Raw genomic sequence first — 25,399 nt, 5'->3', positions numbered from 1 at the left:
GGGCGATAACTATACAAATTAACCTATCAGGCCGATTGCGCCAGAGCAAGTTCCTCTTCACGCGTTTCAATACGCTGGTCGCCGTTATACAGACGCGCTTTTTGCAGTCCAACAAACAAACGCTCGCCGCGAACCGGAACATCCTCACCCGCCATCACCACCGTCAGCGGATCGTGATACCACCCCAGCGGCTGTACCACTAACTGTGTATAATGACCTTTCGGGCTGGCCTCAATGACCTGTACTGGTAGCGGAGAATCCAGGCTGGTGCGGCGGCTAATATCCACCTCCCACGGACGCAGGAACAGATCGACCGGCCCCTGGTACGCGGGCGTATAACCCAGCGGCCAGCGATGCGCGCCAACGTGAAACTGCCCGCCGCGGACGGTGCCTGTCAGGCGGTTCACCTCGCCCATAAACTCCAGTACGAAGCGGGTTGCCGGTTCACGCCACACCCGATCCGGCGCATCAGCCTGTTCGATATTGCCCTGACTCATCACCACCACCCGATCCGCCACTTCCGTCGCTTCTTCCTGATCGTGGGTGACAAAGACGCTGGTGAATTTCAGTTCTTCATGTAGCTGGCGCAACCAGCGACGTAACTCTTTACGTACCTGGGCATCCAGCGCGCCAAAGGGTTCATCCAGCAGTAGAATTTGCGGTTCCACGGCAAGCGCGCGCGCCAGCGCCACGCGCTGTTTTTGTCCGCCGGAAAGCTGGGCGGGGAAGCGATCCGCGAGGTGCGCCAGTTGCACCATCTCCAGCAATTGCGTCACTTTCGTTTTAATCGCCGCCGCAGTTGGGCGGTCGCGTCGCGGCAGCACCGTCAGGCCAAAAGCGATGTTGTCAAACACCGTCATATGGCGAAACAGCGCATAGTGCTGAAACACAAAACCGACTTTACGCTCACGCGCGTGCAGGCGGCTAACGTCCGTACCGTGGAAACGAATATGGCCGCTGGACTGATGTTCCAGCCCAGCAATAATGCGCAGCAGCGTCGTTTTGCCGGAACCTGACGGCCCCAACAAGGCAACCATCTGGCCGGAAGGAATATCCAGCGAGATATCATTCAGTACCTGAGTACGACCAAACGATTTCTTAATTCTGGCGATCTCAATGCTCATGATTTTCCTCCTGTTGCGCGCGTTTTTCCTGATTCTCCAGACGCCATTGCAACATGCTCTTCAAAAACAGGGTAATAATCGCCATTAGCGTCAACAATGCGGCGGCGGTAAAGGAGCCGACGGTGTTGTAGTCCTGCTCCAGTAATTCAATCTGTAACGGTAGCGATAACGTTTCGCCGCGAATCGAGCCGGACACCACCGACACCGCGCCAAACTCGCCAATCGCGCGGGCGTTGGTTAATACCACGCCGTAGAGTAGCGCCCAGCGAATATTCGGCAACGTCACGCGGCGAAACATTTGCCAACCGGATGCGCCCAGTAAAATCGCCGCCTCATCTTCCTGACTGCCCTGGCTGAGCATCACTGGCACCAGTTCGCGCACCACAAACGGACAGGTGACAAAAATAGTGACCAGTACCATCCCCGGCCAGGAGAACATCATTTGCAAATTATGCTCATCCAGCCAGCCGCCCAACGGGCCGTTGGAGCCATAAAACAGCAGATAAACCAGACCGGCCACCACCGGCGAGACGGCGAAGGGAATATCCAGCAGGGTCAGCAGTAGCTGACGTCCGGGGAAGTTAAAGCGCGTCACCAGCCACGCCAGCAGAATACCGAACACCAGATTCACCGGCACTGCGATCAAGGCAATCAACACCGTCAGCCAGATGGCGTGCAGCATGTCCGGATCGGCCAGATTTTGCAGTACCGGCATTAACCCTTTGCTGAACGCCTGCACGAAGATGTAAATCATCGGCACCAGCAGGATAAACGCCGAAACCAGCATCCCGACGCCAATCAAAAACCATTTTCCCCAGTTAATGCGGGGGACGTCGTATCGCTTCAATTGAGTCACTTCCGCCATTAATGACCTACCACACGTCGACCAAAGCGACTTTGCAAAGTATTGATAGAGAACAGCAGCAGCAAGGATGCCGCAAGGATCACCGAGGCAATGGCGCTGGCGGCGGGGTAATCAAACTCCTGCAAACGCACAAAAATCATCAGCGAGGTCACTTCTGTTTTCCAGGCGATATTGCCGGCGATAAAAATCACCGCGCCAAACTCGCCCAGGCTACGGGTAAAAGAGAGCGCCACGCCGGCAATCAGCGCAGGCGACAGCTCAGGCAGCACGACTTTGCGAAAACTTTGCAGGCGGGTGGCCCCCAGCGTTTGTGCCGCTTCTTCATATTCCGGCCCCAGCTCTTCCAGTACCGGCTGGACGGTGCGTACCACAAATGGAATGCTGGTAAAGGCCATCGCCACCGCAATGCCAAGCCAGGTATAGGTCACTTTGATATCAAACTGCGCTAGAAACTGACCGTAGAAACCGTTCACAGAGAACAGCGAGGCCAGCGTTAACCCCGCTACCGCTGTCGGCAGCGCAAATGGCAGATCCATCAGCGCATCCAGCAACGTGCGCCCAGGAAAACGGTAGCGGGTTAAAATCCACGCCATCAGCAGGCCAAACACGCCGTTAAAAATCGACGCCACAAATGCCGCCAGCAGCGTCACTTTATAAGCAGCCACCACCTGTGGGTTGGTCACGACATCCCAGTATTGCGACCAGCTCATCTGTGAGAGCTGCATCACCAGCGCGCTCAACGGCAACAGCAGGATCAGGCAGACAAACAGCAAACTGGTGCCGAGGCTTAACGTAAAGCCGGGCAGCACGCGTCTGGAAGAAACGGCAAGCATTACTTACGCCCCGCCGCCAACAGTTTGTCCAGCTCGCCGCCGCTGGCAAAGTGCGTTTTCATCACCTCAGGCCACGTGCCAAACTTGTCTTCCACGCGGAACAGTTCGGTCTGCGGGAATTTATCTGCTTGCTTGCCCATGATTTCCGGGTTATTCACGCGGTAGTAGTAATGGGTAATGATGGTCTGCGCCTGCGGGCTATACAGCCAGTTCAGGTAAGCTTTGGCGGCTTTTTCTGTGCCGTTGGCCTGCACGTTTTTATCTACCCAGGCGACCGGGAATTCAGCAAGAATGTTCGTTTTCGGGATCACCACTTCAAATCCCTGGGCTTCATATTGTTTGCGGATGTTGTTCACTTCCGATTCAAAACTAATCAGCACATCGCCCAGACCACGCTCGGCAAAGGTAGTCGTAGCGCCGCGACCGCCGGTATCAAACACTTCGACGTTTTTCAGGAACTGGGTCATAAACTGTTCGGTTTTGGCTTTATCGCCGCCGTCCGCGTTATCCGCCGCGCCCCATGCCGCCAGATACGTGTAACGGGCGTTGCCAGAGGTTTTCGGGTTAGGGAAAATCAGCTTCACGTCGGAACGTACAAGATCGCTCCAGTCGTGAATATTTTTGGGGTTCCCCTTGCGCACCAGGAAGCCCATCGTGGAATAGAATGGCGAACTGTTGTTCGGCAGACGGCTTTGCCAGTCGGCAGGGATCAGTTTGCCTTTATCATGGAGAATCTGTACGTCGGTCACCTGATTGTAGGTCACGACGTCTGCCTTCAGTCCCTGCAAAATCGCCAGCGCCTGTTTTGATGACCCGGCATGAGACTGCTTAATCGTCAGCTTATCGCCGCCGTTATCCTTCGCCCATTGTTGCTCAAACGGCGGGTTAAGGGCGGCAAACAGCTCGCGGGAGACATCGTATGAGCTGTTCAGCAGCTCCGTTGCCTGCGCCTGCCCTACCAGTAACAGCATTGCTGCCAGCGTCAGGGGTCTCTTTTTCAGTAAGTTAACGGCCATTGCGCACCCTTATAAATTTAATGACTTTCTTATGGTCATCATATTTATAACCAGCGCTAAAGGAGTAACGGTTTTATATACCGTTTGATGATTTGAAAGTTGAAAAGGGAATAAGAGAATCCCTCCCCACGCGGCGCGGGGAGGAGACCGGCATCAATCAGACGCCTACGCTTACGCTTTCAGGCAGGGTACTGCCGCCATCAATGACGTTTTGCGTTCCGGTAAGATAGCTGGACTCATCGGAAGCCAGAAATGCCGCCAGTTCCCCTACTTCCAGCGGATCGGCAAGACGGCGTAGCGGAATAGCTTTTGCCATTTCCGTTAATACCGATTCCGGATCGTCAGGGTTAGACTGACGGGCAATGCTTTCCGCCATCGGCGTTCTTACATAACCGGGGCAAATGGCATTCACACGAATACCGGACTGCGCATACTCTACCGCCAGCGATTTGGTTAAACCGACAATGGCGGCTTTTGACAGCGCATAGGCCGTTTCACCCGGGTCCGCCACCATATCTCCCGTGACGGAAGACATCATCACAATGCGGCCATCTTTACGTTTAATCATCTCCGGCAGGACGGCTTTGGTGACGTTCCAGACACCTTTAATATTAATATCAATGTGGAAATCGCGATCTTCTTCACTCATATCGAGGAAGTTGCCCAGACGGCACACGCCAGCGTTATTCACCAAAATATCAATTCTACCTTCAGTCTCTTTGGCGCGCGCAACCGCCGCCTGCACCGAAGCAAAATCTCTGACGTCAGCCTTAACGGCAGTACAGCGATGTCCGCGCCCGCCCAGCTCATCCGCCAGCTTTTCAATCTCATCGGAGATATCCAGCAAGATTAAGTTCGCGCCGTGGCGTGCGAATACGCGAGCGATCCCTTCGCCAATGCCCTGCGATGCGCCCGTAATCAATGCTGTCTTGCCCGTGAGTTTACCCATTTTCAATGTCTCCTTTTGAATATGGAGTCTTACACTCCATTAACACTGAAAATACAGTAATAACAAATAAGTGCTGAGGAATAGCTCACTAATTCAGGTAAATATTAGGTAAAAAAATCCCCGCGGAGGCGGGGATGGGCATTTTTATGCTGTTCTGCCTGATGGCGCTGCGCTTATCAGGCCTACCAATCGTAGGTCGAATAAAGCGTTTGCGCTGCCATCCGACAGGGTTTTACCTTATAGCGCTAACAGGCGATCCAGCGACGGCGCAAAATAGTAGCCGCCAGTCACCGGTTTGGTGAAGCGCAGCATCGCGTCGCGTTTACCGTCGGTATCGCCGAACATACTCAGAAGCTGCTGTTCGATATTGTGCAGGCGTGCGCAGTAAGCGCAGAAATAGAGACCATGAGTACCGCTGGCGGTGCCGTATGGCAGGCTCTGGCGCACAATCTTCAGCCCTTTGCCATCTTCTTTGAGATCGACGCGGCTCAGGTGAGACGTTGCCGGACGCGCATCGCCGTCAATCTCTTCATTGGCTTCTTTGGTACGCCCAATCATCATCTCCTGATCGTGAATACTCATCCGGTTAAGTTGCTTGAGATTGTGTTCCCAACGCTGCACGAACACATAACTGCCGCCGGCATCCACGCCATCTTTGATCACCGCCACTTCACGACGCGTCTCTTCGCCCGCCGGGTTCTCTGTCCCGTCGACAAAGCCGCTCAGATCGCGTTCTTCCACCCAACGGAAGCCGTGAACTTCTTCTTTCACGTCGATACAGTCGCCGAAGGCTTCCATCGCCGCCTGGGCAACAGAAAAATTCACATCGTGGCGCAGGGAAAGGATATGGATCAGCACGTCATACTGCGTGGCCGGCGCCAGCCCTTTACCATAAGGAATAAAATCTTTCAGTTCTTCCGCCCCGACGCCGCCGCTCAGGGCGCGCCAGGTATTGTTGCCAAACGCCACAACGGCCCCAAGATGGGCGTCCGGAAATTTGACTTCGAAGGTCGCCAGTTTATCGGCAAATGTTCTGCTGGCCGCGCGCAGGGCGTCCAGGTCGCCTTTTACATTGGCTTCAATCCAAATTGCCGCACGGCAATGTTCCGGCAAAATGCCACTTTGAACCTGAGACATGATTCCTCCTGAAAATGAGAATGCCACGCAGTCGTGGCATTAATGGAGGCTATTTTACCTTGTTTTTAAGCGAAGCGGTTTGTTCAGGCGCAAATTAACGACGCCAGATAATTTTGCGCACATCCCAGTTTTTTAAGACGTCATCAGGAGGCATTAAGCCTTCCGGTCCGCTCCACTCGCCGGAGAAAACATAGCTAATATGCTGACTTCCCTCGGCTTTACATTCGACGCTGGTATGGCTATCGCTGGAAACCGGCTCGCAGTGACCAAACGCTTTGCTGTAAAGGTCGCTAAACGGCGTACCGATTTTGCCCCCCGCGGCGGTTGGGATATCGCTATCCAGCACATCAATACGGCTCACGGTTCCCTGCTCGCCGTTGATCACCATCGCGACGCTGTCGCCCTTCATCGCTTCGAAAAAGCGCACCACGTTACCGTTATCGGTTTTCATACCGCTACGCAGGCGATAATCGCCATCTAATGCCTCTGCAATAGCCGGCTCTTCCAGCGGCGTGGCGGCGGTCAGCGCTCCCACGCCTTGCTCAGTAACTTCTGTCGAGGAACCAAACCAGTTCCATGGATTTGCGGCAGACCAGTTGACCGAGGAGAGCGTTGAGCAGCCGGTCAGCGCCAGCGGCAGTGCGAGTAAAGTCAAACGCAGCGATTTCATCTCACTTCCTTTCTTTTATTAATTAACGTTGGTTGGAGTGCGGGTTCGCCAAAAAGTGCCGTTATTCTTTCTCAAGGGAAAAACAGGCACGCAAACGTTGATTGGTTAACAGCCAGATCAGCGCGACGATGTCCGCCAGCAGCAGCGCCAGCCCGACGCCGTTGACCGGGTCGCCACCCAGCCACATCACCGGCAGCCAGCACAACGACACCAGTTGAGCAAGGATCAGGAGTCCGCGCAGCCAGCGCCACACACCAGGAACCGCTTCACGCCGCCCGCTGAGTAAAAATGCCACTACCGCCGGAACGCCGGGCAACAGCCCCAGCCAAAAATTGTCATGGTCGGGATAAAAAAAGTTTAACAAAGTATTACCCTGTCCACGGGATGAACCGGCAATGACAAAGAGTACCCAGGCGCGCGCCTGAAGTAGCAGTACGCACCAGAACAGAAACGGCAGGCGTAAACGTCCGTGTACATCATAATCGGCTGGATGAAACTCAGTACTCTTCATCTTCAATCAGGCGTTTACCCAAACTTAGGGCGTCAGAATGCTCATACCCCAGACGTTCATACATGCCCAGCACAACGTCGTTATCATCACGCACCATAATTTGGATTTTCGGACACCCGCGGGCGATGAGTTTTTTTTCCAGCCGGTTAAGCAACGCATTCGCAATGCCGCGCCCGCGGAACTCCGGGTGAACGCCCAGGTAATACGCCGAGCCGCGATGCCCGTCATAACCGCCCATTACCGTACCGACGACTTCGCCGCTAACTTCCGCAACGAGGAACAAGCTGACATCGTGATTCACCTTGCGTTCAATATCCATTTCAGGATCGTTCCATGGACGCAGCAGGTCGCAACGCTCCCAGAGGGTAATCACCTCTTCGAAATCTTCCTGGCGAAAAACGCGTATTTCCATGGTATTCGTTGCCTTTTCGGGTGGAAAAACCAAGATTATGGCGCAAACATCTGATTCAGCCAATATCTGACGCGATGTAGCGGAAAAAATGGCATAATGGCGATGTGTCACGTATTGAAATGAAAAGTAAAACAATTCTCATCACCAACCGTCGTAACGGATTACGCGATACGATATAACATCTTGAACTTAATTTTCACAACTCAGGCCGTATGAGCACTTTTAAACTCCTAAAAACTCTCACATCGCGCCGCCAGGTACTCAAAACAGGTCTGGCGGCCCTGACGCTGTCAGGTATGTCGCACGCAATAGCCAAAGAAGAAACGCTAAAAACCAGTAATGGTCACAGCAAACCCAAAACCAAAAAAACCGGCAGTAAACGGTTGGTGATGCTCGACCCCGGACACGGCGGCATCGATACCGGCGCGATTGGCCGCAACGGTTCTCAGGAAAAACACGTCGTGCTGGCAATTGCCAAAAACGTGCGCGCTATTTTGCGAAATCACGGAATCGATGCGCGTTTAACCCGGACAGGGGATACCTTTATTCCGCTGTACGATCGAGTGGAAATCGCCCATAAGCACGGCGCGGATCTGTTTATGTCCATTCATGCCGATGGTTTTACCAATCCGAAAGCGGCGGGCGCTTCCGTTTTTGCGCTTTCCAACCGCGGGGCCAGTAGCGCCATGGCGAAGTATCTCTCCGAGCGTGAAAACCGCGCGGACGAAGTGGCGGGTAAAAAAGCCACTGACCGGGATCATCTATTACAACAAGTTTTGTTTGATCTGGTGCAAACCGATACGATTAAAAACAGTCTGACGCTGGGTTCGCATATTCTCAAGAAAATCAAACCTATACATAAATTACACAGCCGCACTACCGAACAAGCGGCTTTCGTGGTGCTAAAATCACCGTCAATTCCGTCGGTACTGGTCGAAACCTCGTTTATTACCAATCCGGAAGAAGAACGCCTGCTGGGCACGACGGCGTTTCGCCAGAAAATCGCTACGGCGATCGCCAACGGCATCATCAGTTATTTTCACTGGTTTGATAATCAGAAAGCACACACGAAGAAACGGTAATCATGAAACCCGATGCACATCACGTAAAACAGTTTCTGCTACGCCTGCAGGATGATATTTGCCAAAAGTTATCCGCTGCGGATGGCGCAAACTTTGTCGAAGATAGCTGGCGACGCGAAGCGGGCGGCGGCGGACGCAGCCGGGTATTACGCAACGGCGGGATTTTCGAACAGGCGGGCGTTAATTTCTCTCACGTTCACGGCGATGCAATGCCCGCGTCCGCCACCGCGCATCGGCCAGAACTGGCCGGGCGTAGTTTTGAAGCGATGGGCGTATCGCTGGTGGTGCATCCGCACAATCCGTATATTCCCACCAGCCATGCTAACGTGCGCTTTTTTATTGCCGAAAAACCGGGCGCCGATCCGGTGTGGTGGTTTGGCGGCGGGTTCGATTTAACGCCCTACTACGGCTTTGAAGAGGATGCCGTTCACTGGCACCGCACCGCCCGCGACCTGTGCCAGCCGTTTGGCGACGATGTGTATCCGCGTTATAAAAAGTGGTGCGACGACTACTTTTTCCTCAAGCATCGTAACGAGCAGCGCGGCGTTGGCGGCCTTTTTTTTGACGATTTGAATACGCCGGATTTCGACCACTGTTTTGCTTTTATGCAGGCGGTCGGTAACGGCTACACCCAGGCGTATTTACCGATTGTCGAACGACGCAAAGCGATGGTCTGGGGCGAGCGGGAGCGTAATTTTCAACTTTATCGCCGCGGGCGCTACGTGGAGTTCAACCTGGTGTGGGACAGAGGCACCCTGTTTGGTCTGCAAACCGGCGGGCGCACTGAATCTATCCTGATGTCGATGCCGCCGCTGGTGCGCTGGGAGTACGACTGGCAGCCGGAAGCGGGTAGCCCGGAAGCGGCGCTGAGCGAGTTTATTCAGGTACGCGACTGGGTGTAACTTATTTATAAAGTAAAACAATGCAAACAAATACACGGAAAGTAGTAACCAGTGACGCCAAATGGCATCCCCATCTGGGTATAAGTTTTATTGGCTGCCTGCTTGCCATTACGCTAGAAATATATTTTGAAGAAAGAATATTCATCCCTCATAGCGGAGGGGTGAGCTTCGGTCTGATCGTGCTTCTGGTTATCAATATGGTGACCATCCCTGTGGTCATGGCCCTGATAGCATTACTCTGCTTTATTATTCATATTCCGCGTAAAAGCGTTAACTGTATCTTGCTATGCATACTGGCATGTATTTTGACGATAGCCGGTTTGTTTATCGCCTATCCGGTTGGTCGTTGAATAAAAGCAGGCTCGTAGAAATAAACGAGTTCATTGTAGATAAAGAACTCGGTAATTCGCATTCTGACCTGGTAGTGTTGTACGGCATATAACACCGTTTTCGCCACGGCCGTTCCTAATTCACCCACGACCTTCTCACAGCTCGGCGGCCACCCGGCCTGGGTTCAGGATGCGGAATATCCAACGTGCCCAACGTGCGCGCAAACGATGATGTTCCTCGCACAAATAAGTTATGAAGATATTGAGAAATATGCCGATGGAATGCTTTACGGGTTTATCTGCGGAGACAAAATTGCGCGCGGTTCCCCGGAGGCGGCGCTGGCGCGCCTTGTCCGGGCTACCAACCACAGACAGCAGCGAATCCGTAGGCCCGGTAAGGCGCCAGCCGCCACCGGGCAATTCCCGACACGCGCACGTTATCAGCAACCGGAGAGCCTACCCATCAATATCAAGCCCATTGCCGCATCCGTTGATGCAGCGTCAACGACGGTTTTTCGGCAAATAATTGCTGATAATCGGTGGCAAATTGCCCCAGATGCCAGAATCCCCACTGCATCGCGGCATCTTTGACCGTGGTGCTCTGCGACCACGGGCTAATCAACTCCCGGCGTACCGCGTTTAAGCGAATACGTTTCAGCCACGCATTGGGGCCAATGCCCAAAATGGCGTGAAACGCATTTTGCAGCGTGCGACGGCTTACGTGTAGCTGGTTACATAAGTCGAGCACCGTCAACGGCTCCGACATATTTTCCAGCACATATTCCCGCGCCCGCGACAGTAGCCTACGATATCCCTGATGGCTGATGCTCTCGGCGCTATGAATCGGCTTCGCCTCTTCCAGCATCGTGCCCATCGCCAGCAATAAATTATCACTCAAGACCTTACGCACCGCAGGTTGATGCAGGGTTTCAGGACTCTCGCTGAAGGTGGCCAGCGCCTGCTGCACAAAGCCCCACAGCGCCGCTTTATGCTGCTCTTTTACCTCCAGCGCTAACTGGTTACGCAGCATATGCAGCACCCTTTCCGGGTTATGCAAAAACGTGGCCTGACGGGAAATAACATCTTCCGAGATAACGACGCCCAGAATGGTGTAATCATCCGGCGTGCTCAGTTCAAACTCGGTGCCTCCCGGTCGGGTGGCAATCTCGGCGCTGCCGAGCCCCTGCGCGCCGATAAATCCCTGTTCGCCGCGTGTCGCCGGAATACCAAACCAGAAAGAGTTTGGCCAAACCAGACACGACTGACGCAGCGCCAGGCCGGTGTATTCACGGAACACCTGAATCTCATCAAGCAGGATTTCCGTGAACTCGCCATGAAATTTACCCGGGTGTAACTGATCGTAGATCTGCTGCCAGGCGGTGATAGTCAGAGCATGTTCATAGACATCCGTCGTCCGTCGCTGATGAACATTGTCCACCTCGACTCTGGGCGTAAGTTTAACGTCTTCGGGTAACGCTTCATGATAAAGATGGTGCAAATTCGCTGTACGGGTCTTTTTCATGATCTTCTATGCCGGACGCCCGCCAGGACGCCCGGCCCTCCGACAGATTAATTTTTGATGCGATAGCGACTACTGCGTTTACGCAACGCTCCGTCAGAAAAGAGTTGTTCCAGCACGTTTCTGGCCTGCTCCAGCGGCCAGCCAAAATGCGCGGCAACCTCTCCCGCCGTCATTCCCTGGCGTACTGATGCCAGCAGCGCCAGTAACGCTTCAGCGAACTCAGGCGTTGCGGGTACCTGGGGCGCTTTCTCAGTCGGCGTTGTCGCACGCGCAAACCCGCCAATCAGCCACTGGGTGTCCTCTTCCGGACGACCAATTTCTTTGCGGCTAATCACACGGCCTGTGCGCTGCGCGGCGGCGCTTCCGGCATCCAGCGCCGCACGACACGCCGCCAGATCGCCCTCCACCACCAGCGTGAGCCTGCCAGGGTCGAGCACTTGATGACTGAGCAAACGAACGTTGGCCGCTTTCAGCATGGCATCCGCCGCATCGACGGCGGCGACCATTCCGTCCACTTCCAGTAATCCCAGGGCATTGATCATTGGCAGCCTCCGTTACGCACGCTGGACAGGGTTACGGGCGATATCCAGCACGGCGTCGGTAAAGGCATTGCAGGCGGCTTTACACGCGGCCTGGCTTCCCGTTAAGAACGCGGCCGAATAGTTGGTTTCCGACGGCGGCGGCACGTAAGTCACCAGCTGAACGTCAGCGGATTTCATCGCCGCGTCAATGCCGAATGTCGCTTCCAGCGGCGGCGCCACCAGGTAGGCCATTGGATCGCCCAGCGCGATACCTGCGGTAGACGAGAGGTACGAGCCGGTACGCGAAACCACATGCGCCAGGAATGCGGTATTTTCCGCATCGTTCGCCCACTGGAACGCCGCGCCGTTTTCAATGCTGGCGACCATCGCATCCAGACCGGCGCGCACTTCCGCCGGGTTCGGTCCGCCCAGCATAATCAACACCTCACCAGCGGTAGGCGACGGCCCGTGAGCCGCCCCGGCATAGAGGGAGCGGCCATAGACTACTTCCACCATCGCCTGTTTTGTCGCTTCGTCAGCGGCAATATAGGTCACATCATCAGAATCTGCCGTGATGAGTCCGAGGCTACGTATATGTGGCGGTAATTTAAGTTCCCGCGCAAAGCCGTCATTCACGGAGGCAATCACGCGCATGGCAGTCACTGAAGGTCGAATCAAATCTAATGCAGGCATGATGTCTCCTTAACGGGTCATGTTGATGCCGGACGCTTTCTGCTCCAGCATCCGTTTGGCCAAATCCACAATCACGGCGGCGGCTTCTACTGGCGGCGTCCCCCCCTGATGAATGTTTGAAATACAGGTTCTGTCGGCCTCGACGGTGGTCGCCACGCGCGGGGAATAGACGGCGTAGCAGGAAAGGCTTTCCGACTGCCCCAGCCCCGGACGTTCGCCCACCAGCAGGATGACGACCTTCGCGCCGAGAATTTCGCCAATCTGATCTTCAATCTTCACGCGGCCATAGCGCACAAAGAACGGCGTGCCGACGTTCAGCCCGGCCTGCTTCAGACCGGCAAGCAGCGGCGGCAGGATCTCTTCATAGTTGGCGGTGATCGCATCCGTAGAGAGGCCATCGGAGACCACTACCTGCACATCCGGGTTCATCACGCACTGCGACTTCAGCGCATCAATGGCTTCCGGGCTCAGGCGACGCCCCATATCCGGGCGCGTCAGGTACAGGTTTTTGTCGCTGATCTCCGAACGCACTTCCAGCAGCCCTTGCGCTTTTACCCACTCTTCCGGCACTTCTTTGAGCACGGTGTCTTTCGAACGGGAGTGATCCGCCAAGAAGCGCAACAGCGCCTGGGTACGTGGACGCGGCCCGGCACGACCCGTACAGACGCGTGCCGCAGTACTGCGACGCAGTTCGGTCAGCACGTCCGCACGATGCGGATTCTCGACGCCAATCCAGGCTTTTGCCTCTGCGGAACCTAAATCCAGCGCGCAGCTTTCGGTCACCGTCGGCGCGGCGCACTGCGGCTTTGCGCCTTCCTGCGTTGACGGCGCGACGGGCTGCGGTACGTCCTGTCCCATTGACGCCATCACGCTACGTACAATTTCTTCAATCTGTTTTTGATCCATGGTGTTATCCCCGCGTCATCAGAAGAACAGTGACGGATCGCCCGCCCGTTTGGTCAGACGACCGTTTGCCATAATGCCCATCGTTTCTAGCCAGCGTTCAAACTCCGGCGACGGCCGTAAATTCAGCAACTGACGGACGGTGGCGGTATCGTGGAAAGCGGTGGTCTGGTAGTTGAGCATGATGTCGTCGCCGAGCGGCATCCCCATGATGTAGTTACAGCCGGCAGTAGCGAGCAGAATCATCAGGTTTTCGTTAAGGTTCTGGTCGGCGTCGGCATGGTTGGTATAGCAGCAGTCGCAGCCCATCGAGATGCCGCTCAGCTTGCCCATAAAGTGATCTTCGAGACCGGCACGGATAATCTGCCTGTCGTTGTAGAGATATTCCGGCCCGATAAAGCCCACCACGGTGTTCACCAGGAACGGATCGTAGTGGCGAGCCAGCCCGTAGTTACGCGCTTCCATCGTCACCTGGTCGGCACCAAAGTTCGCACCAGCCGACAGCGCCGAGCCCTGTCCGGTTTCAAAGTACAGGCAGTTTTCCCCGGCGATGCGGTTGAACTCCGCCCCCACAGCCCGCGCTTCGTCGAGCATCGCCAGCTCGACGCCGAACTCTTTTAAGCCCTTCTCGCTGCCGCAAATGCTTTGGAAAATCAGTCCGCCCGGCGCGCCGCGACGAATCGCTTCAATCTGGGTGGTGACGTGCGCCAGCACGCAGCCCTGGGTCGGAATATTGAATTTATCGATAACGCCGTAAACGGTGTCGAGCACGCGGGTCAGGTTCTCCACGTCATCGGTCACCGGGTTAACGCCGATCACCGCATCGCCCGCGCCGAAAGAAAGCCCTTCGTAGATTTGCGCGGCGATACTCTGTACATCGTCACGGGTATCGTTCGGCTGCAAACGGCAGCTAAAAGTGCCCGGAATACCGATGGTGGTATTGGCTTTTTTGATCACCGGCATTTTCTTGCCGCCGTAGATCAGGTCGGCGTTGGAGCAGATTTTCGCCACTGCCGCCACCACTTCGGAGGTGAGGCCTTTGCGGGTAAACGCGATGTCGTCCACGGAGGTTTCATCGCTCAGCACGTATTCGCGCAGCTCGCTGATGCTCCAGTTTTTAATCCGGTTATAGGCCGTTTCGTTGACGTCGTCCTGAATCAGGCGCGTCACGCAATCCTCTTCATAGGCAATCACCGGATTGTTGCGGATATCCGCCACCGTCATTTCCGACAGTACCTGTTTTGCCGCTACGCGCTCCTGCGAACTTGCCGCGGCAACCCCGGCCAGCACATCCCCCGAACGCAGTTCGTTGGCTTTAGCCAGTACCTCTTTTACATCCTTAAACTGATAAACATTGCCGAACAATGTGGTCTTTAGTTTCATAAGTCGTTCCCTCAGGAAGGAAATGCGAGTGATTTCACCGTCACCGGCACAACCGATCCGCCAAAAAGAGGCGTACCAATGTCGATATAGTCTCCCGCCCGCACGACCACCTCATCGATGACCGCCAGCGGAAGTTGCGGTAACTGTGGGCGCAATAACATGCCCAGCGCTTTACCAAAATCCTGCTCGGCCACCACCAGCAGGGGATATGGATTGGGATAACGCGCGACAAAAGCCGTCAGCGCGTTGATGACCGTGAGTAATGCGGCGTAACGCACCGGGAGCGTGGCGGGAAGCGCCAGCACGTAAGCGTCGGTTTGCGGGTCGAGATCAAGCTGGAGAAGCGCCTGCCGCCAGGCGTTCACCAGATCGGCGTCATCCTGCGGGATCGCCACCGGCAGGTTGCGCAGCGGCAGTTGGACGTCTTCCAGCCAGATAGTACTGCCGGAAAGCGAGAGCGTATGGGCCCCAGCGCCAATCACCGTGGCGCGCACGGTTTGCGCCGGAAACTGCACGTTCATCTCGCGCAGACGCGGGTGCTCATGCAGCGCGGTCGCCAGCAGCGGCCCGATATCAGAAAAGCAGAACGGATCGGCAGGTTGGTTGCGGTAGCATTCACCTACCCCACCGGAAAGGGTGATCACCTCCGGCGTAATATCGGCGGGCAGTAGCCCGGTTTGCATCAGCGATTGCGCCAGCGGCGAGAGCGCGCCGGTGATAACCTCGACGATGAGATCCGCCATCCGCCGCGCCACCTGCCCCAACTGTGCGGCAGCTAAGGCGCGAGCATCAGTACCCGAACCGAACACCTCATCGATAATCATCTGCCCCGGCTGATGGGCATAAACCACGCGCCCCTGAGCGTCGGTTTCCAGCAGGCGACCACCGACGTTAAGGCAGGCGGTGCCGCTGACTTTTCCCGCGTCAAACAGCGCGTAGTTAGACGTGCCGCCGCCGATATCAATATTCAACACCCGACACATCCGCTGCTCAGACAAGCTTTGCGCTCCGGCGCCGTAACCGGCAATGACCGATTCCAGATGCGGCCCGGCGCTGGCGACCACAAAGTCGCCCAGCGACTGCGAGAGCGTCATGACCGCCGGACGGGCGTTGCGGGTTTTGGCGCTTTCGCCGGTGATAATGATAGCCCCTGAGTCCACCGATTCAGGCGCGATGCCTGCGGCCTGATACTGGGCCAGAATCAGCGCTTTAAGTTCGGCCTCTTTCAGACCGCCCTGCTTATCCACGGGCGTAAAGAAGACCGGGCTTTGCCAGCTAATGTCGCGTTTGATGAATTCGTAGCGCGGCACCTGCGACACCGCCGCACGGTTAACCAACTCCAGGCGCGAGAAGATCACCTGCGTGGTGGTGGTGCCGATATCGATACCGACGCTCAGTAGCTGGCGAGTGTTCACGATTGCGCCTCCGCTTCGGTTTTCACCTGGGCGGCGTCATCTTTCGGCACCAGCATCATCGCCACGCCAATCGCCGTCACGCCGCCGATCAGCTTGCCGACAATCATCGGGAAGATCATGGCGTTCATGTTGGCAGCGGCGAAGCCTAAATGGTCGCCCAGCGCGAACGCCGCAGAGACGGCAAATGCGCAGTTAATCACTTTGCCGCGGGTATCCATCTGCTTCATCATGCCGAACATGGGGATATTGTTCGCCAGGGTCGCTACCATGCCTGCCGCCGCAATATTATTTACGTTCAGCAGCTTACCGACATTCATCAACGGTTTTTCAAACCAGCGGGTCAGTAACAGCACCATCGGATACGCGCCGAGCAGCACGCAGGAGATAGAGCCGATCACTTCAATGGCGCGCATCACTTCGCCAGGTTTGTCGCCTGGCGCCATAAAGATCGGGTCGAGCCCCGGAATCAACTCCCAGCCCAACAGGAATTTAATCACCGCAGCCGCCAGACCGATGGTGATCAGCGCCACCAGAAATTTGGCGAAAATCTGGAAACCGTTGATCATTTTTTCCGGGATGAACTTCAGCCCCAGCGCTACCAGCACCGCGACAATCAATACCGGGATCATGTTCATCAGGATCAGCGCGAAGGTAAACTCCACTGGCTGACCATTGATCTGCACGCCTGAGTACATGGCGATCAATCCCCCCGCAATGCAGCCAATGGGAATGGTGACGATACCCGCGAGTACGCCAAGCGCCAGGTAGCGGCGGTCAGACGGTTCGATAATGCCGAGCGCCACCGGAATGGAGAACACAATGGTCGGCCCCATCATCGACCCAAGTATTAACCCTGAGTATAGCCACGCCGCGACATCACCGCCGGCCAGCTCTTTGGCGAGGAAGAATCCGCCCATATCACAGGCCAGCAGCGTACCCGCGAACATGGATGGGTTCGCGCCCAGCATTTCGTATACCGGGATAATAACCGGCCCCAGTACATGCGCCAGCACCGGCGCCAGCGCGGTCATACCGACCATCGCCAGTCCCAGCGCGCCCATCGCCATAAAGCCCTCTTCAAACTGGCCGCCAGACCCCTCGATACTCTTGCCGAATTTACCGAGGAAGCGCGCCGACCCGCCGAACTGCGACAGGATTCTGTCCACGGCGGCAATCAGCATAAAGAACATCATGATGTACATGATGATTTCGTTAATTCCCATAGCCTTTACTCCCTGCCATTTATGATTTGTAGGCCGGATAAGACGTTTACGTCGCCTCCGGCATTAACGCCGTGTTATTGCCGGATGGCGGTGCGAGCACCTTATCCGGCCTACAGGCATTACCCGGCAGCCGCGTACAGATCGATAATCTGTGCCTGTGTGGCGGTGCGTGGGTTACTGCGCAGACAAATATCCTCCAGCGCGGCTTGCGCCCATGCGCTGTAGTGTTCGGGTTTGGCGCCAGCGTCAGCCAGCCGTTTGCTCTGCCCTACTTCGGCAATCAGCTCGCTCACCGCCGCAATCGCATCGCGATCGTCCGATTTCTTATTGGTTAACGCCCGACCGATTTGACTGAAGCGTTCGCGGCATACCATCCGGTTAAAGCCCATGACCGTTGGCAGCAGCATGGCGTTGGCCTGGCCGTGCGGAATATGCAGCGCCGCCCCTGGCTGGTGCGCCATCGCATGACACAGCCCCAGACCAGCGCTGGAAAAGGCCATTCCCGCCATACAGGAGGCCAGCAACATATTTTCACGCGCCGCCAGATCGTGGCCGTAACCCACGGCTTTCGGCAGCGATTTGCCAATCATCGCTATCGCGCCAATCGCCAGGCTGTCGGTAAACGGCGTGGCGTTGAGCGCGCTGTAGGCCTCAATCGCATGCGTCAACGCATCGATACCGGTCATCGCCGTCACGTTTGGCGGAACGCCTTCGGTCACGGCAGCATCAAGAATCGCTACGTCCGGCATTAGTGACGCGTGCGCCAGCACCTGCTTGCGCCCGCTGACCGCGTCGATAATCACCGTCACGTTGGTGGTTTCAGAACCGGTTCCGGCGGTGGTCGGCACCGCAATCAGCGGCAGACGCGGGCGTAATGTACTGCGCTCGGTCATGGCGCTCAGCGTCTGGTCAGGGTTAGTCACCAGCAGGGCGACCGCTTTCGCCGCGTCCAGCACCGAACCGCCGCCAAAGGCCACTACGCCGTCGCACGCCGCCTCACGCAGTTGCGCCACCGCCGCGCAGACGTCGGTGATGCACGGCTCGCCTGGCGGACACGGCCAGACCGTCATCGCCACGCCCTTCATCGCCAGGCTACGTGCCAGCGGCGCGGTCATTCCCGCCTGATGCAGGAAGCTGTCGACCATCACAAACAGATGGCTTACGCCTCGCGCTTGCGCTTCCTGTCCACAGGCGCCGAGCGCCCCAAGTCCGCACAGCGTGACCGGCGGTACGCTGAACGTTTTCACCCGTTGCAGATTCAGGGTGTCGAATGCCTGAAACAGCGCCGTCTGTAGTTCAGCTTGCATAGAGTCCCTCCGCTTTCGCTCTCCCGCTGTTGGCTATCGCCAGCGGGGTCATAAACAGGCTGTGCTGCGGTAAATGCACCTGTAACTCCGGGAAACGCTGGCGAAATAACGCCTCCACGCCCGGCTGCATACAGGAACCGCCCGCCAGCCATAAATCAGCAATTCCTTGCCCTTCAATGTGGCGAGCAACGATTTCCGCCATTTTTTCGTACACCGGCTTCACTACCGGCCAAATCTCCTGCGCATTGCTGCGCTTGTACTGTTCCGCCTCTTCCAGGGGAATACGGCGGTTGCCCGCCAGCGTCAGGGAGATATGGTGCCCGCCAGTGGCTTCATCGGCGGAGTAAGTCACCTTGCCCTGTTTGACGATGGCAATGCCGGTAGTGCCGCCGCCAATATCCACCACGCCTGCATTATCAAGCGCCAGCAGATCCGCCACCGCCGTCGGCTCATCCAGTACGTGGCTGACTTCTAACCCGGCAGACTCCAGCACGTTGATCGAAATACGCGGGTCGGTGCCCGGCGGGAACGAGGTCGCCGCGTGGGTAAAGCGGCAGCCGAGCTGCTGTTCAAGGGTGTCGAGATGGCGGCGCACGAGGGTGACGGCGCCGAAGAAATCCCAGACGATGCCGTCACGCACAACGTCGGCCCAGTCAAGGCACACCGCCACCGGTTGGGCGTTGCCGTCGACCACCATCGACACCACGTCGCAGGTGCCCAAATCGACGCCCAGCCACAGCGGTGTATCGCTGGCGGCGGGCGTCTGGTTACACAGGGCCGCCGCTTTTTGCAGTCTTGGGGTGAGCCAGAGTTGTTCGTCGTGCGCCATGAGTCATCCCTTATACAATGCGAAACGCATCCACCAGCACGCATCGACGCAGCCGCACAAAGGTACGCGCGCTGGTCACGCCTTCGCCGGTTGGCGTGGTGATGGTCATGGTGGTCCAGCCTTCTCCGCCCAATCCAAGCCCGGCAATGCACGGCCCGTTTTTGACGAAAATGCTGGTGTCGATGGCGTTCGCCATCTGGTTCATGTTGTCGATATTGCGCGAGTGCATCGCCGCCGTATGGTGGCAACCGCCTTCAAGCTGAACCGCCAGGGCGATGGCTTCTTCGACGTTGGCGACCCGCACCACCGGCAGTACCGGCATCATCATTTCAGTGACGGCAAACGGATGGTTGGCTGGCGTTTCCACAAATAGCAGGCGCGTTTGATCCGGGACGTTCAGGCCGATGGCTGCGGCAATCTTGCCCGCGTCACGACCGACCCAGTCACGGCTGACGGTGCCTTTGCCGCGCTCATCAATATTCTTCAGCAGCACCGGCTGGAGCTGTTCGGCCTGAGCGGCGGTCAGTTTCACCGCGTGCTGACCTTCCATCAGACGCATCAGCTCGTCGGCGACGCTATCCACCACAATCAGCACTTTTTCGTCGGCGCAGATGATGTTGTTATCAAACGACGCGCCTTTGACGATGGATTGTGCAGCGCGCGGCAGGTCGGCGGTCTCATCCACCACCACCGGGGGATTGCCGGCACCCGCGGCAATCAGGCGTTTATTAGTATGTTTGCGCGCCGCGTCCACCACCGCTTCGCCGCCAGTCACCACCAGCAGGCCAATACCGGGATACTTGAACAGCCGCTGGGCGGTTTCGATATCCGGGTTCGCCACGGTGACCAGCAAATTTTCCGGGCCACCGGCGGCGACCACCGCCTGATTGAGGAGGGTGATTGCCCGCTGAGAGACCTTTTTCGCCGCCGGATGCGGGGCAAACACGACGCTGTTGCCTGCGGCAATCAGGCTGATGGCGTTATTAATCACCGTGGCCGCCGGATTGGTGGACGGCGTGACCGAGGCCACCACGCCCCACGGCGCATTTTCAATCAGCGTCAGGCCGTTATCGCCGGTCAGCACCTGCGGAGATAAACACTCGACGCCCGGCGTGCCGCGCGCCTGCGCCACGTTTTTAGCAAATTTATCGTCAACGCGTCCCATGCCGGTTTCGCTGACGGCAAGTTCCGCTAATTCTCGGGCGTGTTTTTCGCCCGCTTCGCGAATGGCATGAATGGCAAGCTGGCGCATCGCCACGCTCTTCAGCCCCTGCTGGGCCCGTTTTGCTGCCGCCACTGCGTCATCCAGGGAGGCAAAAACGCCCATCTCATGAACAGTGCTGGCCGGCTGGCTGCTGTCTTTCATTTTCAGCAGTACCGCTTTCACCACCTGTTCAATATCCTGTTGATTCATGATGTTCAGTCCTATTTATGGAAAACCACTTTCCCGCCAGCCACCACTTCATCGACGATGCCAATGACGCACAGATCGACCGGTGATAATTCGCTGCGATGCGCCTGGCGTGCGGAACTGCCGCTGACCAGCAGTACCCACTCTCCGGTTCCCGCCCCGATACTGTCGATAGCGACGGCACACTGCCCGTCGGGGTTGCCCTGGGCATCGATCATTTCCACCATCAGCAATTTGTCATGCGCCAGTCCCTGATGGCGGACGGTACATACGATTTGTCCTGTGACGACTGCCAGTTTCATATCCGCCTCCATGGATTGCCCGTTGGGTCGTAGGCCTTGAATCTGCGCACCATCAGGCAATGGCGCGCATTCATGCCGGATGGCGACGCTGCGCGTCTTATCCGGCCTACCATCAAATGTTGCTGTCGCCTTTGAAGCTGATCGGGAACACTTCTTCCAGATCGCCGTGCGGGCGTGGAATCACGTGTACGGAGACCAGCTCGCCAATGCGCTGCGCCGCAGCGGCGCCAGCATCGGTTGCGGCTTTGCACGCCGCCACGTCGCCACGTACCATGGCCGTACACAGGCCACCACCAATCTGCTTCACGCCGACCAGCTTCACGCGTGCGGCTTTTACCATCGCATCTGAGGCCTCAATCAGCGCAACCAGGCCCCGGGTTTCAATCATTCCTAATGCTTCCATCGTGTTTTCCTCTCATTAAAGGGGTCCAGAACGGGACCGTTCATTCAACCAGTGTGTGTAAGCTGCGTTCGCGGCTCACGTCAGCCTGGCGCGGCACGGCTGCCACCAACGCCAGTTCGATAATTTCCTGCACGCTACAGCCTCGGGAGAGGTCGTGAAGCGGCGCGGCAAGCCCCTGAATTAGCGGCCCAACAGCGCGATAGCCTCCCAGACGCTGAGCGATTTTGTAGCCAATATTGCCCGCCTCCAGCGACGGGAAAATCATCACGTTGGCGCGGCCTTGCAGCGGGCTGTCAGGCGCTTTTTGCGCGGCGACCTCCGGCACGAAAGCGGCGTCAAACTGCAATTCACCGTCCACAAGCAGTTGCGGCGCACGTTCGCGAACGAGCTCTGTCGCCTGCTGCACGTTGGCAACATTGGGGTGACGGGCGCTGCCTTTGCTTGAAAATGACAGCATTGCCACGCGCGGCTCTTCGCCGGTAATGGCCCGCCAGGTGTCGGCGCTGGCGATAGCGATATCCGCCAGCTGCGCCGCCGTCGGCTGCGGCACTACGCTGCAATCGGCGAACCCTAATGCCGGACCGGCATACTGCGGCAGCATCAGGAAAATAGACGACAATGTTTTGCACCCGGGTTGCAGGCCAATCACCCGCAGCCCTGCGCGCAGCACATTCGCCGTTGACGACAGGTTGCCTGCGATACACACATCAGCCTCACCGGCGCTCACCATGGCGGCAGCGAACATTAGCGGGTCGCTAAGCTTTTCCACTGCGTCCGGCGGCGTTTTTTCTCCGGCACGGGCAAGCCAGCGTTGCGCAAAACGCTGGCGCATACTCAGGTTGCTGTGTGGGTCGATGACCTGAATGCCATCCATCGCCATACGATGACTCAGGGCAAACTGACGCAGCGCAAACGGACTGGCGACCAGAACGGGGCGAGCCAGACCGCACTGTTGCAGGTAATGCGCCGCTTTCAGCACGCGTTCGTCCAGCGCATCGGGAAAGACGACTCTGGCGGGGGCGCGTACCGCCAGTTCGCGGGCGCGTTCAATGATCATGGCTTCTCTCCCAACCGTTGTTGAATTTGGGCGACCGTCAGCGGATGTTTCGCCACGCTCAAAATCATCATCACGTAAACCGTGCTGGAGAGTCGGTTCAGCGCCTGTAAAATGTCCGGGCGCAAGACCTCAAAACTACGGGTAATAAACACTTGTGCGGCGAGGGTTTCCGTTTCACGGACTTTGGTTCGCAGGAGATTAAGCAGCGCCGCATCGCGACCGTGGCTGGCCTCCGGCACCAGGTGATCGTGGTCGAGATAGCGCAGCGGCTGGTGGGAAAGGCGATGCAGCTCATCCTCGTTCAGCCCGACGATAGACTGCGCCGCCAGCGGTTCATCTATAGCGTCGGCGCGCATAATGTTGCCCAGCCGCGACCGGATATCGAAAAGCCACGGCTGCCAGGGTTCCGCCAGTTCGATTTGTAGCCACACGGTCAGCGCGATGGCGCTGTCGAGCGCGGCGCGAAAGCCGAGGCGCGGGTCGCTTTTGGCGACCATTTTGTCCGCCGTCAGATGGGTCAGCGTATCGGGCTTTTTCACCACCGGCTGGCGGCACAGTTCACAGCAGGCCTGTGGGTGCGTATCGCTACTGGTTAAGCCATGTACCGGCTGCGGCTGCTGTTCGTCATCATCGACAAACAGCCGGCCTTGCTGATCCAGAAACTTAATGCGCAGGCGACGGCTTTCCAGCAGTTCCCGGGCCGAGGGCGTCAGTCGTGCATCAGCGGGCAGATGGATCTCCGAGCCTTCGCTGAGCGTGTGATTCGCTCTGAGCCACGTTTCGGTGATGAAATCGTTCATACGGATTGCCAGTTCGCAGGCCAGGCGACGTACAGAAAGCGCACGGACGTTGGCGTGCCAAATTCAATGCTGGAGCCTTTAGGGATGAACATCACATCTCCGGCTTTGGCAATCATGGTTTCGCCTTCATGACGTACGTGCAGTTCGCCCTCCAGCACCATGTCGATTTCGTCGTAGTTCAGCGTCCACGGGAAAAAGGCGTTGTCCCACTGCATAAACCCGGCGGCCATGCTGCTGCCGTCCTGCTCTGTAACCAGATCGGTTAAGCCGACGCAGTGCGGTTCGGCGCCGTCGAAGCGGCCAAATTTCACGCTGCTGCCGTCAATGACTTTCACGCCGCCTTTACCCGTGACGGAGGTAAAGCTCGGCTGCATCGTCCCCAGTTCCAGCGACTGCTTTTCCTTGAGCACTTTTTCCATCAACTGCGCCACCAGGCTTTCAGTAAACTGCCCTTCCGGGAGCTGCGCGATGATGGCTTCCCGAATGCGCTGGCTTTCGCTTTTACACGCCTGCGCCGATGTGGATGCCGGGACGGACTCGTCGCATTCGGTAATCGTGAATCCCAGTAGTTCCGCCACTTCGCGAGCCTCCGGGGTAATAATGCTGGCGCGCAGCACTACCGACATCGCCTGTTCGCCGCGGGCGTGGGCCGCACGAATATCGTTAGCTGTGATAAGTTTTTTCACCTGCCTCTTCCTCCTGTTCACTGAGAGCCGCCAGATAATCCACCAACTGCCGCACGCTTTGCGGGTCGTGGCCGTTGAGCTCGAAAATCGGCTCCCGGAATCCAATCTCGCAAAGCAACTGCCGCGTAGCGGCGACGTCGGCATCCGGCATGTCCGTTTTGCTGATAACGGCGATATGTCGTTTACGGGTTCCAACATCCAATAACCCGGCAGGTAAGCGACTTTCTTTATCGTTTGCCGCGTGGACATAAATCAGCGTGTCCACATCCTGCAACGTGGTAATTAAGGCGTGATACCAACGGGGATGGCTAAAATATTCACCCGGCGTATCTATATCGCCATGATCATTAAATTCCACGGCCTGTGTTTTTCTGGCGAGGGAATAATTTCCCCGTAACGCGTTAAAAAGCGTTGTCTTTCCGGCACCGACCGCGCCGACAAAAGCAATACGTTTCATTACCGCCACCAATTAACTTTTTGTTAACTCACACAGGGTAAAGTTTAATAATCGCCCCAGCCCGCTGACCGTCTGTAATAGCGCTTCTTCTACTGCGCCGACGGTGCCATAAATCACCAGCGCGCCGCTAAATCTGTCGAGAAAACCGATGTGTACATCCGCAGCCTTCATCGCTAAATCGCCAGCGATCATGGCCGTCTCCCCCGGCGTTAAGGTCATAATGCCAATCGCGCCAGCATCGGGAACGCCGATCTTTTTCGCCAGTTCTTCACCAGGGTGCGCAATGAGATGCGCCAGCGTGACCTGTTTGCCCGGCACAAATTCCTGAATAATGCGTTCTTTATTCATTGCTCACCATCTCCACTGAAACTGCCGTCATCGTGGCAATTTTTTGTCGGAGTAAATAACAAAATTCGGCAAGGTGATGTAAAAGGTGAGGTAGATCACTAAGAGAAAGAAAATAAAAGGGACTTCTGTCGAAGGTGTTAACGATAAATATCGTGGTGCATCACATTTTCAGGCGTCATTCTGAATTTAAACCTGTTCCGCAATAAATACCCACTGGCTATTCTTTGTATTACTACTATTGATAAAAATAATGCGTATCACTCGATTTATGCATAGTACAGATTCAGTGAAATAAGTAGGGGTAACGCA

At 56.6% G+C, this 25,399-nt stretch carries 29 protein-coding genes and 1 pseudogene; 4 read left to right on the top strand and 26 right to left on the bottom strand.

All coding sequences use genetic code 11. From position 1 onward, the window contains the following. Nucleotides 1–26: 26 nt before the first annotated feature. The 9 genes from cysA to ACLJRH_RS17335 all read right to left on the bottom strand — a co-directional run bounded on the left by cysA (nucleotide 27) and on the right by ACLJRH_RS17335 (nucleotide 7,517). The gene (cysA, locus tag ACLJRH_RS17375) at nucleotides 27–1,124 is read right to left on the bottom strand and encodes a sulfate/thiosulfate ABC transporter ATP-binding protein CysA (protein ID WP_000021076.1); all 1,098 of its coding nucleotides are present in this window, start codon (nucleotides 1,122–1,124) and stop codon (nucleotides 27–29) included. Continuing rightward, nucleotides 1,114–1,989 carry a sulfate/thiosulfate ABC transporter permease CysW gene (gene cysW / locus ACLJRH_RS17370; protein ID WP_000852705.1) on the bottom strand — a complete coding sequence of 292 codons (876 nt, stop codon included), beginning with the start codon at nucleotides 1,987–1,989 and terminating at the stop codon, nucleotides 1,114–1,116. Before cysW ends, cysA begins: the two co-directional genes overlap by 11 nt. Next, a complete protein-coding gene (gene cysT, locus ACLJRH_RS17365) occupies nucleotides 1,989–2,822 on the bottom strand; it encodes a sulfate/thiosulfate ABC transporter permease CysT (RefSeq protein ID WP_000881746.1) in 834 nt (277 codons plus the stop codon). Before cysT ends, cysW begins: the two co-directional genes overlap by 1 nt. Beyond that, complete coding sequence (cysP, locus tag ACLJRH_RS17360; protein WP_001606692.1) at nucleotides 2,822–3,838, bottom strand: thiosulfate/sulfate ABC transporter substrate-binding protein CysP; 1,017 nt, start codon at nucleotides 3,836–3,838, stop codon at nucleotides 2,822–2,824. Before cysP ends, cysT begins: the two co-directional genes overlap by 1 nt. A gap of 157 nt (nucleotides 3,839–3,995) precedes the next feature. Continuing rightward, a complete protein-coding gene (gene ucpA / locus ACLJRH_RS17355) occupies nucleotides 3,996–4,787 on the bottom strand; it encodes an SDR family oxidoreductase UcpA (protein WP_000517460.1) in 792 nt (263 codons plus the stop codon). Between the two features lie 237 nt (nucleotides 4,788–5,024). Then, on the bottom strand, nucleotides 5,025–5,924 hold the full coding sequence (yfeX, locus tag ACLJRH_RS17350; RefSeq protein ID WP_000084583.1) for a porphyrinogen peroxidase: 900 nt from the start codon (nucleotides 5,922–5,924) through the stop codon (nucleotides 5,025–5,027). A 94-nt stretch (nucleotides 5,925–6,018) separates the two neighbouring features. After that, entirely contained in the window at nucleotides 6,019–6,594 is a 576-nt protein-coding gene (locus ACLJRH_RS17345; RefSeq protein ID WP_000838971.1) for an RpoE-regulated lipoprotein, read from the bottom strand. Nucleotides 6,595–6,655: 61 nt separating this feature from the next. Further along, a complete protein-coding gene (locus ACLJRH_RS17340; protein ID WP_000842940.1) occupies nucleotides 6,656–7,105 on the bottom strand; it encodes a DUF2919 domain-containing protein in 450 nt (149 codons plus the stop codon). Further along, nucleotides 7,092–7,517: a GNAT family acetyltransferase gene (locus ACLJRH_RS17335; protein WP_000406008.1), complete on the bottom strand. Its 426-nt coding sequence runs from the start codon at nucleotides 7,515–7,517 to the stop codon at nucleotides 7,092–7,094. The genes ACLJRH_RS17340 and ACLJRH_RS17335 overlap by 14 nt, the downstream gene beginning before the upstream one ends. A gap of 212 nt (nucleotides 7,518–7,729) precedes the next feature. On the opposite strand from ACLJRH_RS17335, the gene amiA reads away from it, so the two are divergent. The 4 genes and pseudogenes from amiA to ACLJRH_RS17315 form a co-directional block, all read left to right on the top strand. Beyond that, nucleotides 7,730–8,599 (top strand): N-acetylmuramoyl-L-alanine amidase AmiA, encoded by an 870-nt coding sequence (gene amiA, locus ACLJRH_RS17330; protein ID WP_000102880.1) that lies wholly within the window; start codon nucleotides 7,730–7,732, stop codon nucleotides 8,597–8,599. 2 nt (nucleotides 8,600–8,601) lie between these two features. After that, nucleotides 8,602–9,501 carry an oxygen-dependent coproporphyrinogen oxidase gene (gene hemF / locus ACLJRH_RS17325; protein ID WP_000801324.1) on the top strand — a complete coding sequence of 300 codons (900 nt, stop codon included), beginning with the start codon at nucleotides 8,602–8,604 and terminating at the stop codon, nucleotides 9,499–9,501. A gap of 20 nt (nucleotides 9,502–9,521) precedes the next feature. Continuing rightward, entirely contained in the window at nucleotides 9,522–9,851 is a 330-nt protein-coding gene (locus tag ACLJRH_RS17320; protein WP_001194342.1) for a hypothetical protein, read from the top strand. A gap of 75 nt (nucleotides 9,852–9,926) precedes the next feature. Continuing rightward, nucleotides 9,927–10,133: pseudogene (locus ACLJRH_RS17315) on the top strand (DUF1963 domain-containing protein); the annotation flags it as partial. Nucleotides 10,134–10,299: 166 nt separating this feature from the next. Here ACLJRH_RS17315 and eutR read toward each other — a convergent pair. From eutR to eutS, 17 genes are all read right to left on the bottom strand, one after another. Then, the gene (gene eutR, locus ACLJRH_RS17310) at nucleotides 10,300–11,352 is read right to left on the bottom strand and encodes an HTH-type transcriptional regulator EutR (protein ID WP_000753666.1); all 1,053 of its coding nucleotides are present in this window, start codon (nucleotides 11,350–11,352) and stop codon (nucleotides 10,300–10,302) included. Between the two features lie 47 nt (nucleotides 11,353–11,399). Then, complete coding sequence (eutK, locus tag ACLJRH_RS17305; RefSeq protein WP_000606266.1) at nucleotides 11,400–11,894, bottom strand: ethanolamine utilization microcompartment protein EutK; 495 nt, start codon at nucleotides 11,892–11,894, stop codon at nucleotides 11,400–11,402. A 12-nt stretch (nucleotides 11,895–11,906) separates the two neighbouring features. Beyond that, the gene (gene eutL, locus ACLJRH_RS17300) at nucleotides 11,907–12,566 is read right to left on the bottom strand and encodes an ethanolamine utilization microcompartment protein EutL (protein WP_001111056.1); all 660 of its coding nucleotides are present in this window, start codon (nucleotides 12,564–12,566) and stop codon (nucleotides 11,907–11,909) included. Between the two features lie 9 nt (nucleotides 12,567–12,575). Continuing rightward, nucleotides 12,576–13,472 (bottom strand): ethanolamine ammonia-lyase subunit EutC, encoded by an 897-nt coding sequence (gene eutC / locus ACLJRH_RS17295; RefSeq protein WP_000372354.1) that lies wholly within the window; start codon nucleotides 13,470–13,472, stop codon nucleotides 12,576–12,578. Between the two features lie 18 nt (nucleotides 13,473–13,490). Further along, nucleotides 13,491–14,852 carry an ethanolamine ammonia-lyase subunit alpha gene (gene eutB / locus ACLJRH_RS17290; protein ID WP_000769990.1) on the bottom strand — a complete coding sequence of 454 codons (1,362 nt, stop codon included), beginning with the start codon at nucleotides 14,850–14,852 and terminating at the stop codon, nucleotides 13,491–13,493. Between the two features lie 11 nt (nucleotides 14,853–14,863). Beyond that, nucleotides 14,864–16,267, bottom strand: coding sequence for an ethanolamine ammonia-lyase reactivating factor EutA (gene eutA / locus ACLJRH_RS17285; protein ID WP_023223129.1), 1,404 nt, complete (start codon nucleotides 16,265–16,267; stop codon nucleotides 14,864–14,866). Then, on the bottom strand, nucleotides 16,264–17,490 hold the full coding sequence (eutH, locus tag ACLJRH_RS17280; protein WP_000512357.1) for an ethanolamine utilization protein EutH: 1,227 nt from the start codon (nucleotides 17,488–17,490) through the stop codon (nucleotides 16,264–16,266). Before eutH ends, eutA begins: the two co-directional genes overlap by 4 nt. A 119-nt stretch (nucleotides 17,491–17,609) precedes the next feature. Next, nucleotides 17,610–18,797, bottom strand: a complete 1,188-nt coding sequence (eutG, locus tag ACLJRH_RS17275) for an ethanolamine utilization ethanol dehydrogenase EutG (RefSeq protein WP_001147505.1) — start codon at nucleotides 18,795–18,797, stop codon at nucleotides 17,610–17,612. Beyond that, nucleotides 18,787–19,626, bottom strand: a complete 840-nt coding sequence (gene eutJ, locus ACLJRH_RS17270; protein WP_000929675.1) for an ethanolamine utilization protein EutJ — start codon at nucleotides 19,624–19,626, stop codon at nucleotides 18,787–18,789. The genes eutG and eutJ overlap by 11 nt, the downstream gene beginning before the upstream one ends. Before the next feature lie 10 nt (nucleotides 19,627–19,636). Further along, nucleotides 19,637–21,040, bottom strand: coding sequence for an aldehyde dehydrogenase family protein (locus ACLJRH_RS17265; RefSeq protein ID WP_001075640.1), 1,404 nt, complete (start codon nucleotides 21,038–21,040; stop codon nucleotides 19,637–19,639). Between the two features lie 11 nt (nucleotides 21,041–21,051). Then, a complete protein-coding gene (gene eutN / locus ACLJRH_RS17260; protein WP_001522340.1) occupies nucleotides 21,052–21,339 on the bottom strand; it encodes an ethanolamine utilization microcompartment protein EutN in 288 nt (95 codons plus the stop codon). A gap of 112 nt (nucleotides 21,340–21,451) precedes the next feature. Beyond that, a complete protein-coding gene (gene eutM / locus ACLJRH_RS17255; RefSeq protein WP_000387716.1) occupies nucleotides 21,452–21,742 on the bottom strand; it encodes an ethanolamine utilization microcompartment protein EutM in 291 nt (96 codons plus the stop codon). Between the two features lie 40 nt (nucleotides 21,743–21,782). Beyond that, nucleotides 21,783–22,799 carry a phosphate acetyltransferase gene (gene pta / locus ACLJRH_RS17250; RefSeq protein ID WP_023203689.1) on the bottom strand — a complete coding sequence of 339 codons (1,017 nt, stop codon included), beginning with the start codon at nucleotides 22,797–22,799 and terminating at the stop codon, nucleotides 21,783–21,785. Next, nucleotides 22,796–23,599 (bottom strand): ethanolamine utilization cob(I)yrinic acid a,c-diamide adenosyltransferase EutT, encoded by an 804-nt coding sequence (gene eutT / locus ACLJRH_RS17245; RefSeq protein WP_000997661.1) that lies wholly within the window; start codon nucleotides 23,597–23,599, stop codon nucleotides 22,796–22,798. Before eutT ends, pta begins: the two co-directional genes overlap by 4 nt. Further along, nucleotides 23,596–24,285 (bottom strand): ethanolamine utilization acetate kinase EutQ, encoded by a 690-nt coding sequence (gene eutQ, locus ACLJRH_RS17240; RefSeq protein WP_000733867.1) that lies wholly within the window; start codon nucleotides 24,283–24,285, stop codon nucleotides 23,596–23,598. Before eutQ ends, eutT begins: the two co-directional genes overlap by 4 nt. Continuing rightward, nucleotides 24,263–24,742 (bottom strand): ethanolamine utilization acetate kinase EutP, encoded by a 480-nt coding sequence (eutP, locus tag ACLJRH_RS17235; RefSeq protein ID WP_000820751.1) that lies wholly within the window; start codon nucleotides 24,740–24,742, stop codon nucleotides 24,263–24,265. The genes eutQ and eutP overlap by 23 nt, the downstream gene beginning before the upstream one ends. A 12-nt stretch (nucleotides 24,743–24,754) precedes the next feature. Continuing rightward, nucleotides 24,755–25,090 carry an ethanolamine utilization microcompartment protein EutS gene (gene eutS / locus ACLJRH_RS17230; RefSeq protein ID WP_001031445.1) on the bottom strand — a complete coding sequence of 112 codons (336 nt, stop codon included), beginning with the start codon at nucleotides 25,088–25,090 and terminating at the stop codon, nucleotides 24,755–24,757. Nucleotides 25,091–25,399: the final 309 nt, after the last annotated feature.

Origin of the sequence: Salmonella sp. SAL04162 (assembly GCF_046551535.1) — a bacterium.
GTDB classification, from domain to species: Bacteria; Pseudomonadota; Gammaproteobacteria; order Enterobacterales; family Enterobacteriaceae; genus Salmonella; species Salmonella enterica.
The sequence above is the reverse complement of the archived record's forward strand: the minus strand, read 5'-3'. Positions and strand labels throughout refer to the sequence as shown.

What these genes read in the sequence shown, in the direction of transcription:
- ucpA (WP_000517460.1), bottom strand. Translation starts at nt 4,787, where the DNA reads ATGGGTAAACTCACGGGCAAGACAGCATTGATTACGGGCGCATCGCAG.
- eutH (WP_000512357.1), bottom strand. Translation starts at nt 17,490, where the DNA reads ATGGGAATTAACGAAATCATCATGTACATCATGATGTTCTTTATGCTG.
- yfeX (WP_000084583.1), bottom strand. Translation starts at nt 5,924, where the DNA reads ATGTCTCAGGTTCAAAGTGGCATTTTGCCGGAACATTGCCGTGCGGCA.
- pta (WP_023203689.1), bottom strand. Translation starts at nt 22,799, where the DNA reads ATGATCATTGAACGCGCCCGCGAACTGGCGGTACGCGCCCCCGCCAGA.
- eutT (WP_000997661.1), bottom strand. Translation starts at nt 23,599, where the DNA reads ATGAACGATTTCATCACCGAAACGTGGCTCAGAGCGAATCACACGCTC.
- eutJ (WP_000929675.1), bottom strand. Translation starts at nt 19,626, where the DNA reads ATGGCGCACGACGAACAACTCTGGCTCACCCCAAGACTGCAAAAAGCG.
- eutM (WP_000387716.1), bottom strand. Translation starts at nt 21,742, where the DNA reads ATGGAAGCATTAGGAATGATTGAAACCCGGGGCCTGGTTGCGCTGATT.
- ACLJRH_RS17345 (WP_000838971.1), bottom strand. Translation starts at nt 6,594, where the DNA reads ATGAAATCGCTGCGTTTGACTTTACTCGCACTGCCGCTGGCGCTGACC.
- eutL (WP_001111056.1), bottom strand. Translation starts at nt 12,566, where the DNA reads ATGCCTGCATTAGATTTGATTCGACCTTCAGTGACTGCCATGCGCGTG.
- eutG (WP_001147505.1), bottom strand. Translation starts at nt 18,797, where the DNA reads ATGCAAGCTGAACTACAGACGGCGCTGTTTCAGGCATTCGACACCCTG.
- cysT (WP_000881746.1), bottom strand. Translation starts at nt 2,822, where the DNA reads ATGCTTGCCGTTTCTTCCAGACGCGTGCTGCCCGGCTTTACGTTAAGC.
- eutK (WP_000606266.1), bottom strand. Translation starts at nt 11,894, where the DNA reads ATGATCAATGCCCTGGGATTACTGGAAGTGGACGGAATGGTCGCCGCC.
- amiA (WP_000102880.1), top strand. Translation starts at nt 7,730, where the DNA reads ATGAGCACTTTTAAACTCCTAAAAACTCTCACATCGCGCCGCCAGGTA.
- eutP (WP_000820751.1), bottom strand. Translation starts at nt 24,742, where the DNA reads ATGAAACGTATTGCTTTTGTCGGCGCGGTCGGTGCCGGAAAGACAACG.
- eutS (WP_001031445.1), bottom strand. Translation starts at nt 25,090, where the DNA reads ATGAATAAAGAACGCATTATTCAGGAATTTGTGCCGGGCAAACAGGTC.
- eutR (WP_000753666.1), bottom strand. Translation starts at nt 11,352, where the DNA reads ATGAAAAAGACCCGTACAGCGAATTTGCACCATCTTTATCATGAAGCG.
- ACLJRH_RS17320 (WP_001194342.1), top strand. Translation starts at nt 9,522, where the DNA reads ATGCAAACAAATACACGGAAAGTAGTAACCAGTGACGCCAAATGGCAT.
- cysA (WP_000021076.1), bottom strand. Translation starts at nt 1,124, where the DNA reads ATGAGCATTGAGATCGCCAGAATTAAGAAATCGTTTGGTCGTACTCAG.
- eutB (WP_000769990.1), bottom strand. Translation starts at nt 14,852, where the DNA reads ATGAAACTAAAGACCACATTGTTCGGCAATGTTTATCAGTTTAAGGAT.
- eutC (WP_000372354.1), bottom strand. Translation starts at nt 13,472, where the DNA reads ATGGATCAAAAACAGATTGAAGAAATTGTACGTAGCGTGATGGCGTCA.
- cysW (WP_000852705.1), bottom strand. Translation starts at nt 1,989, where the DNA reads ATGGCGGAAGTGACTCAATTGAAGCGATACGACGTCCCCCGCATTAAC.
- ACLJRH_RS17335 (WP_000406008.1), bottom strand. Translation starts at nt 7,517, where the DNA reads ATGGAAATACGCGTTTTTCGCCAGGAAGATTTCGAAGAGGTGATTACC.
- ACLJRH_RS17265 (WP_001075640.1), bottom strand. Translation starts at nt 21,040, where the DNA reads ATGAATCAACAGGATATTGAACAGGTGGTGAAAGCGGTACTGCTGAAA.
- eutN (WP_001522340.1), bottom strand. Translation starts at nt 21,339, where the DNA reads ATGAAACTGGCAGTCGTCACAGGACAAATCGTATGTACCGTCCGCCAT.
- cysP (WP_001606692.1), bottom strand. Translation starts at nt 3,838, where the DNA reads ATGGCCGTTAACTTACTGAAAAAGAGACCCCTGACGCTGGCAGCAATG.
- ACLJRH_RS17340 (WP_000842940.1), bottom strand. Translation starts at nt 7,105, where the DNA reads ATGAAGAGTACTGAGTTTCATCCAGCCGATTATGATGTACACGGACGT.
- hemF (WP_000801324.1), top strand. Translation starts at nt 8,602, where the DNA reads ATGAAACCCGATGCACATCACGTAAAACAGTTTCTGCTACGCCTGCAG.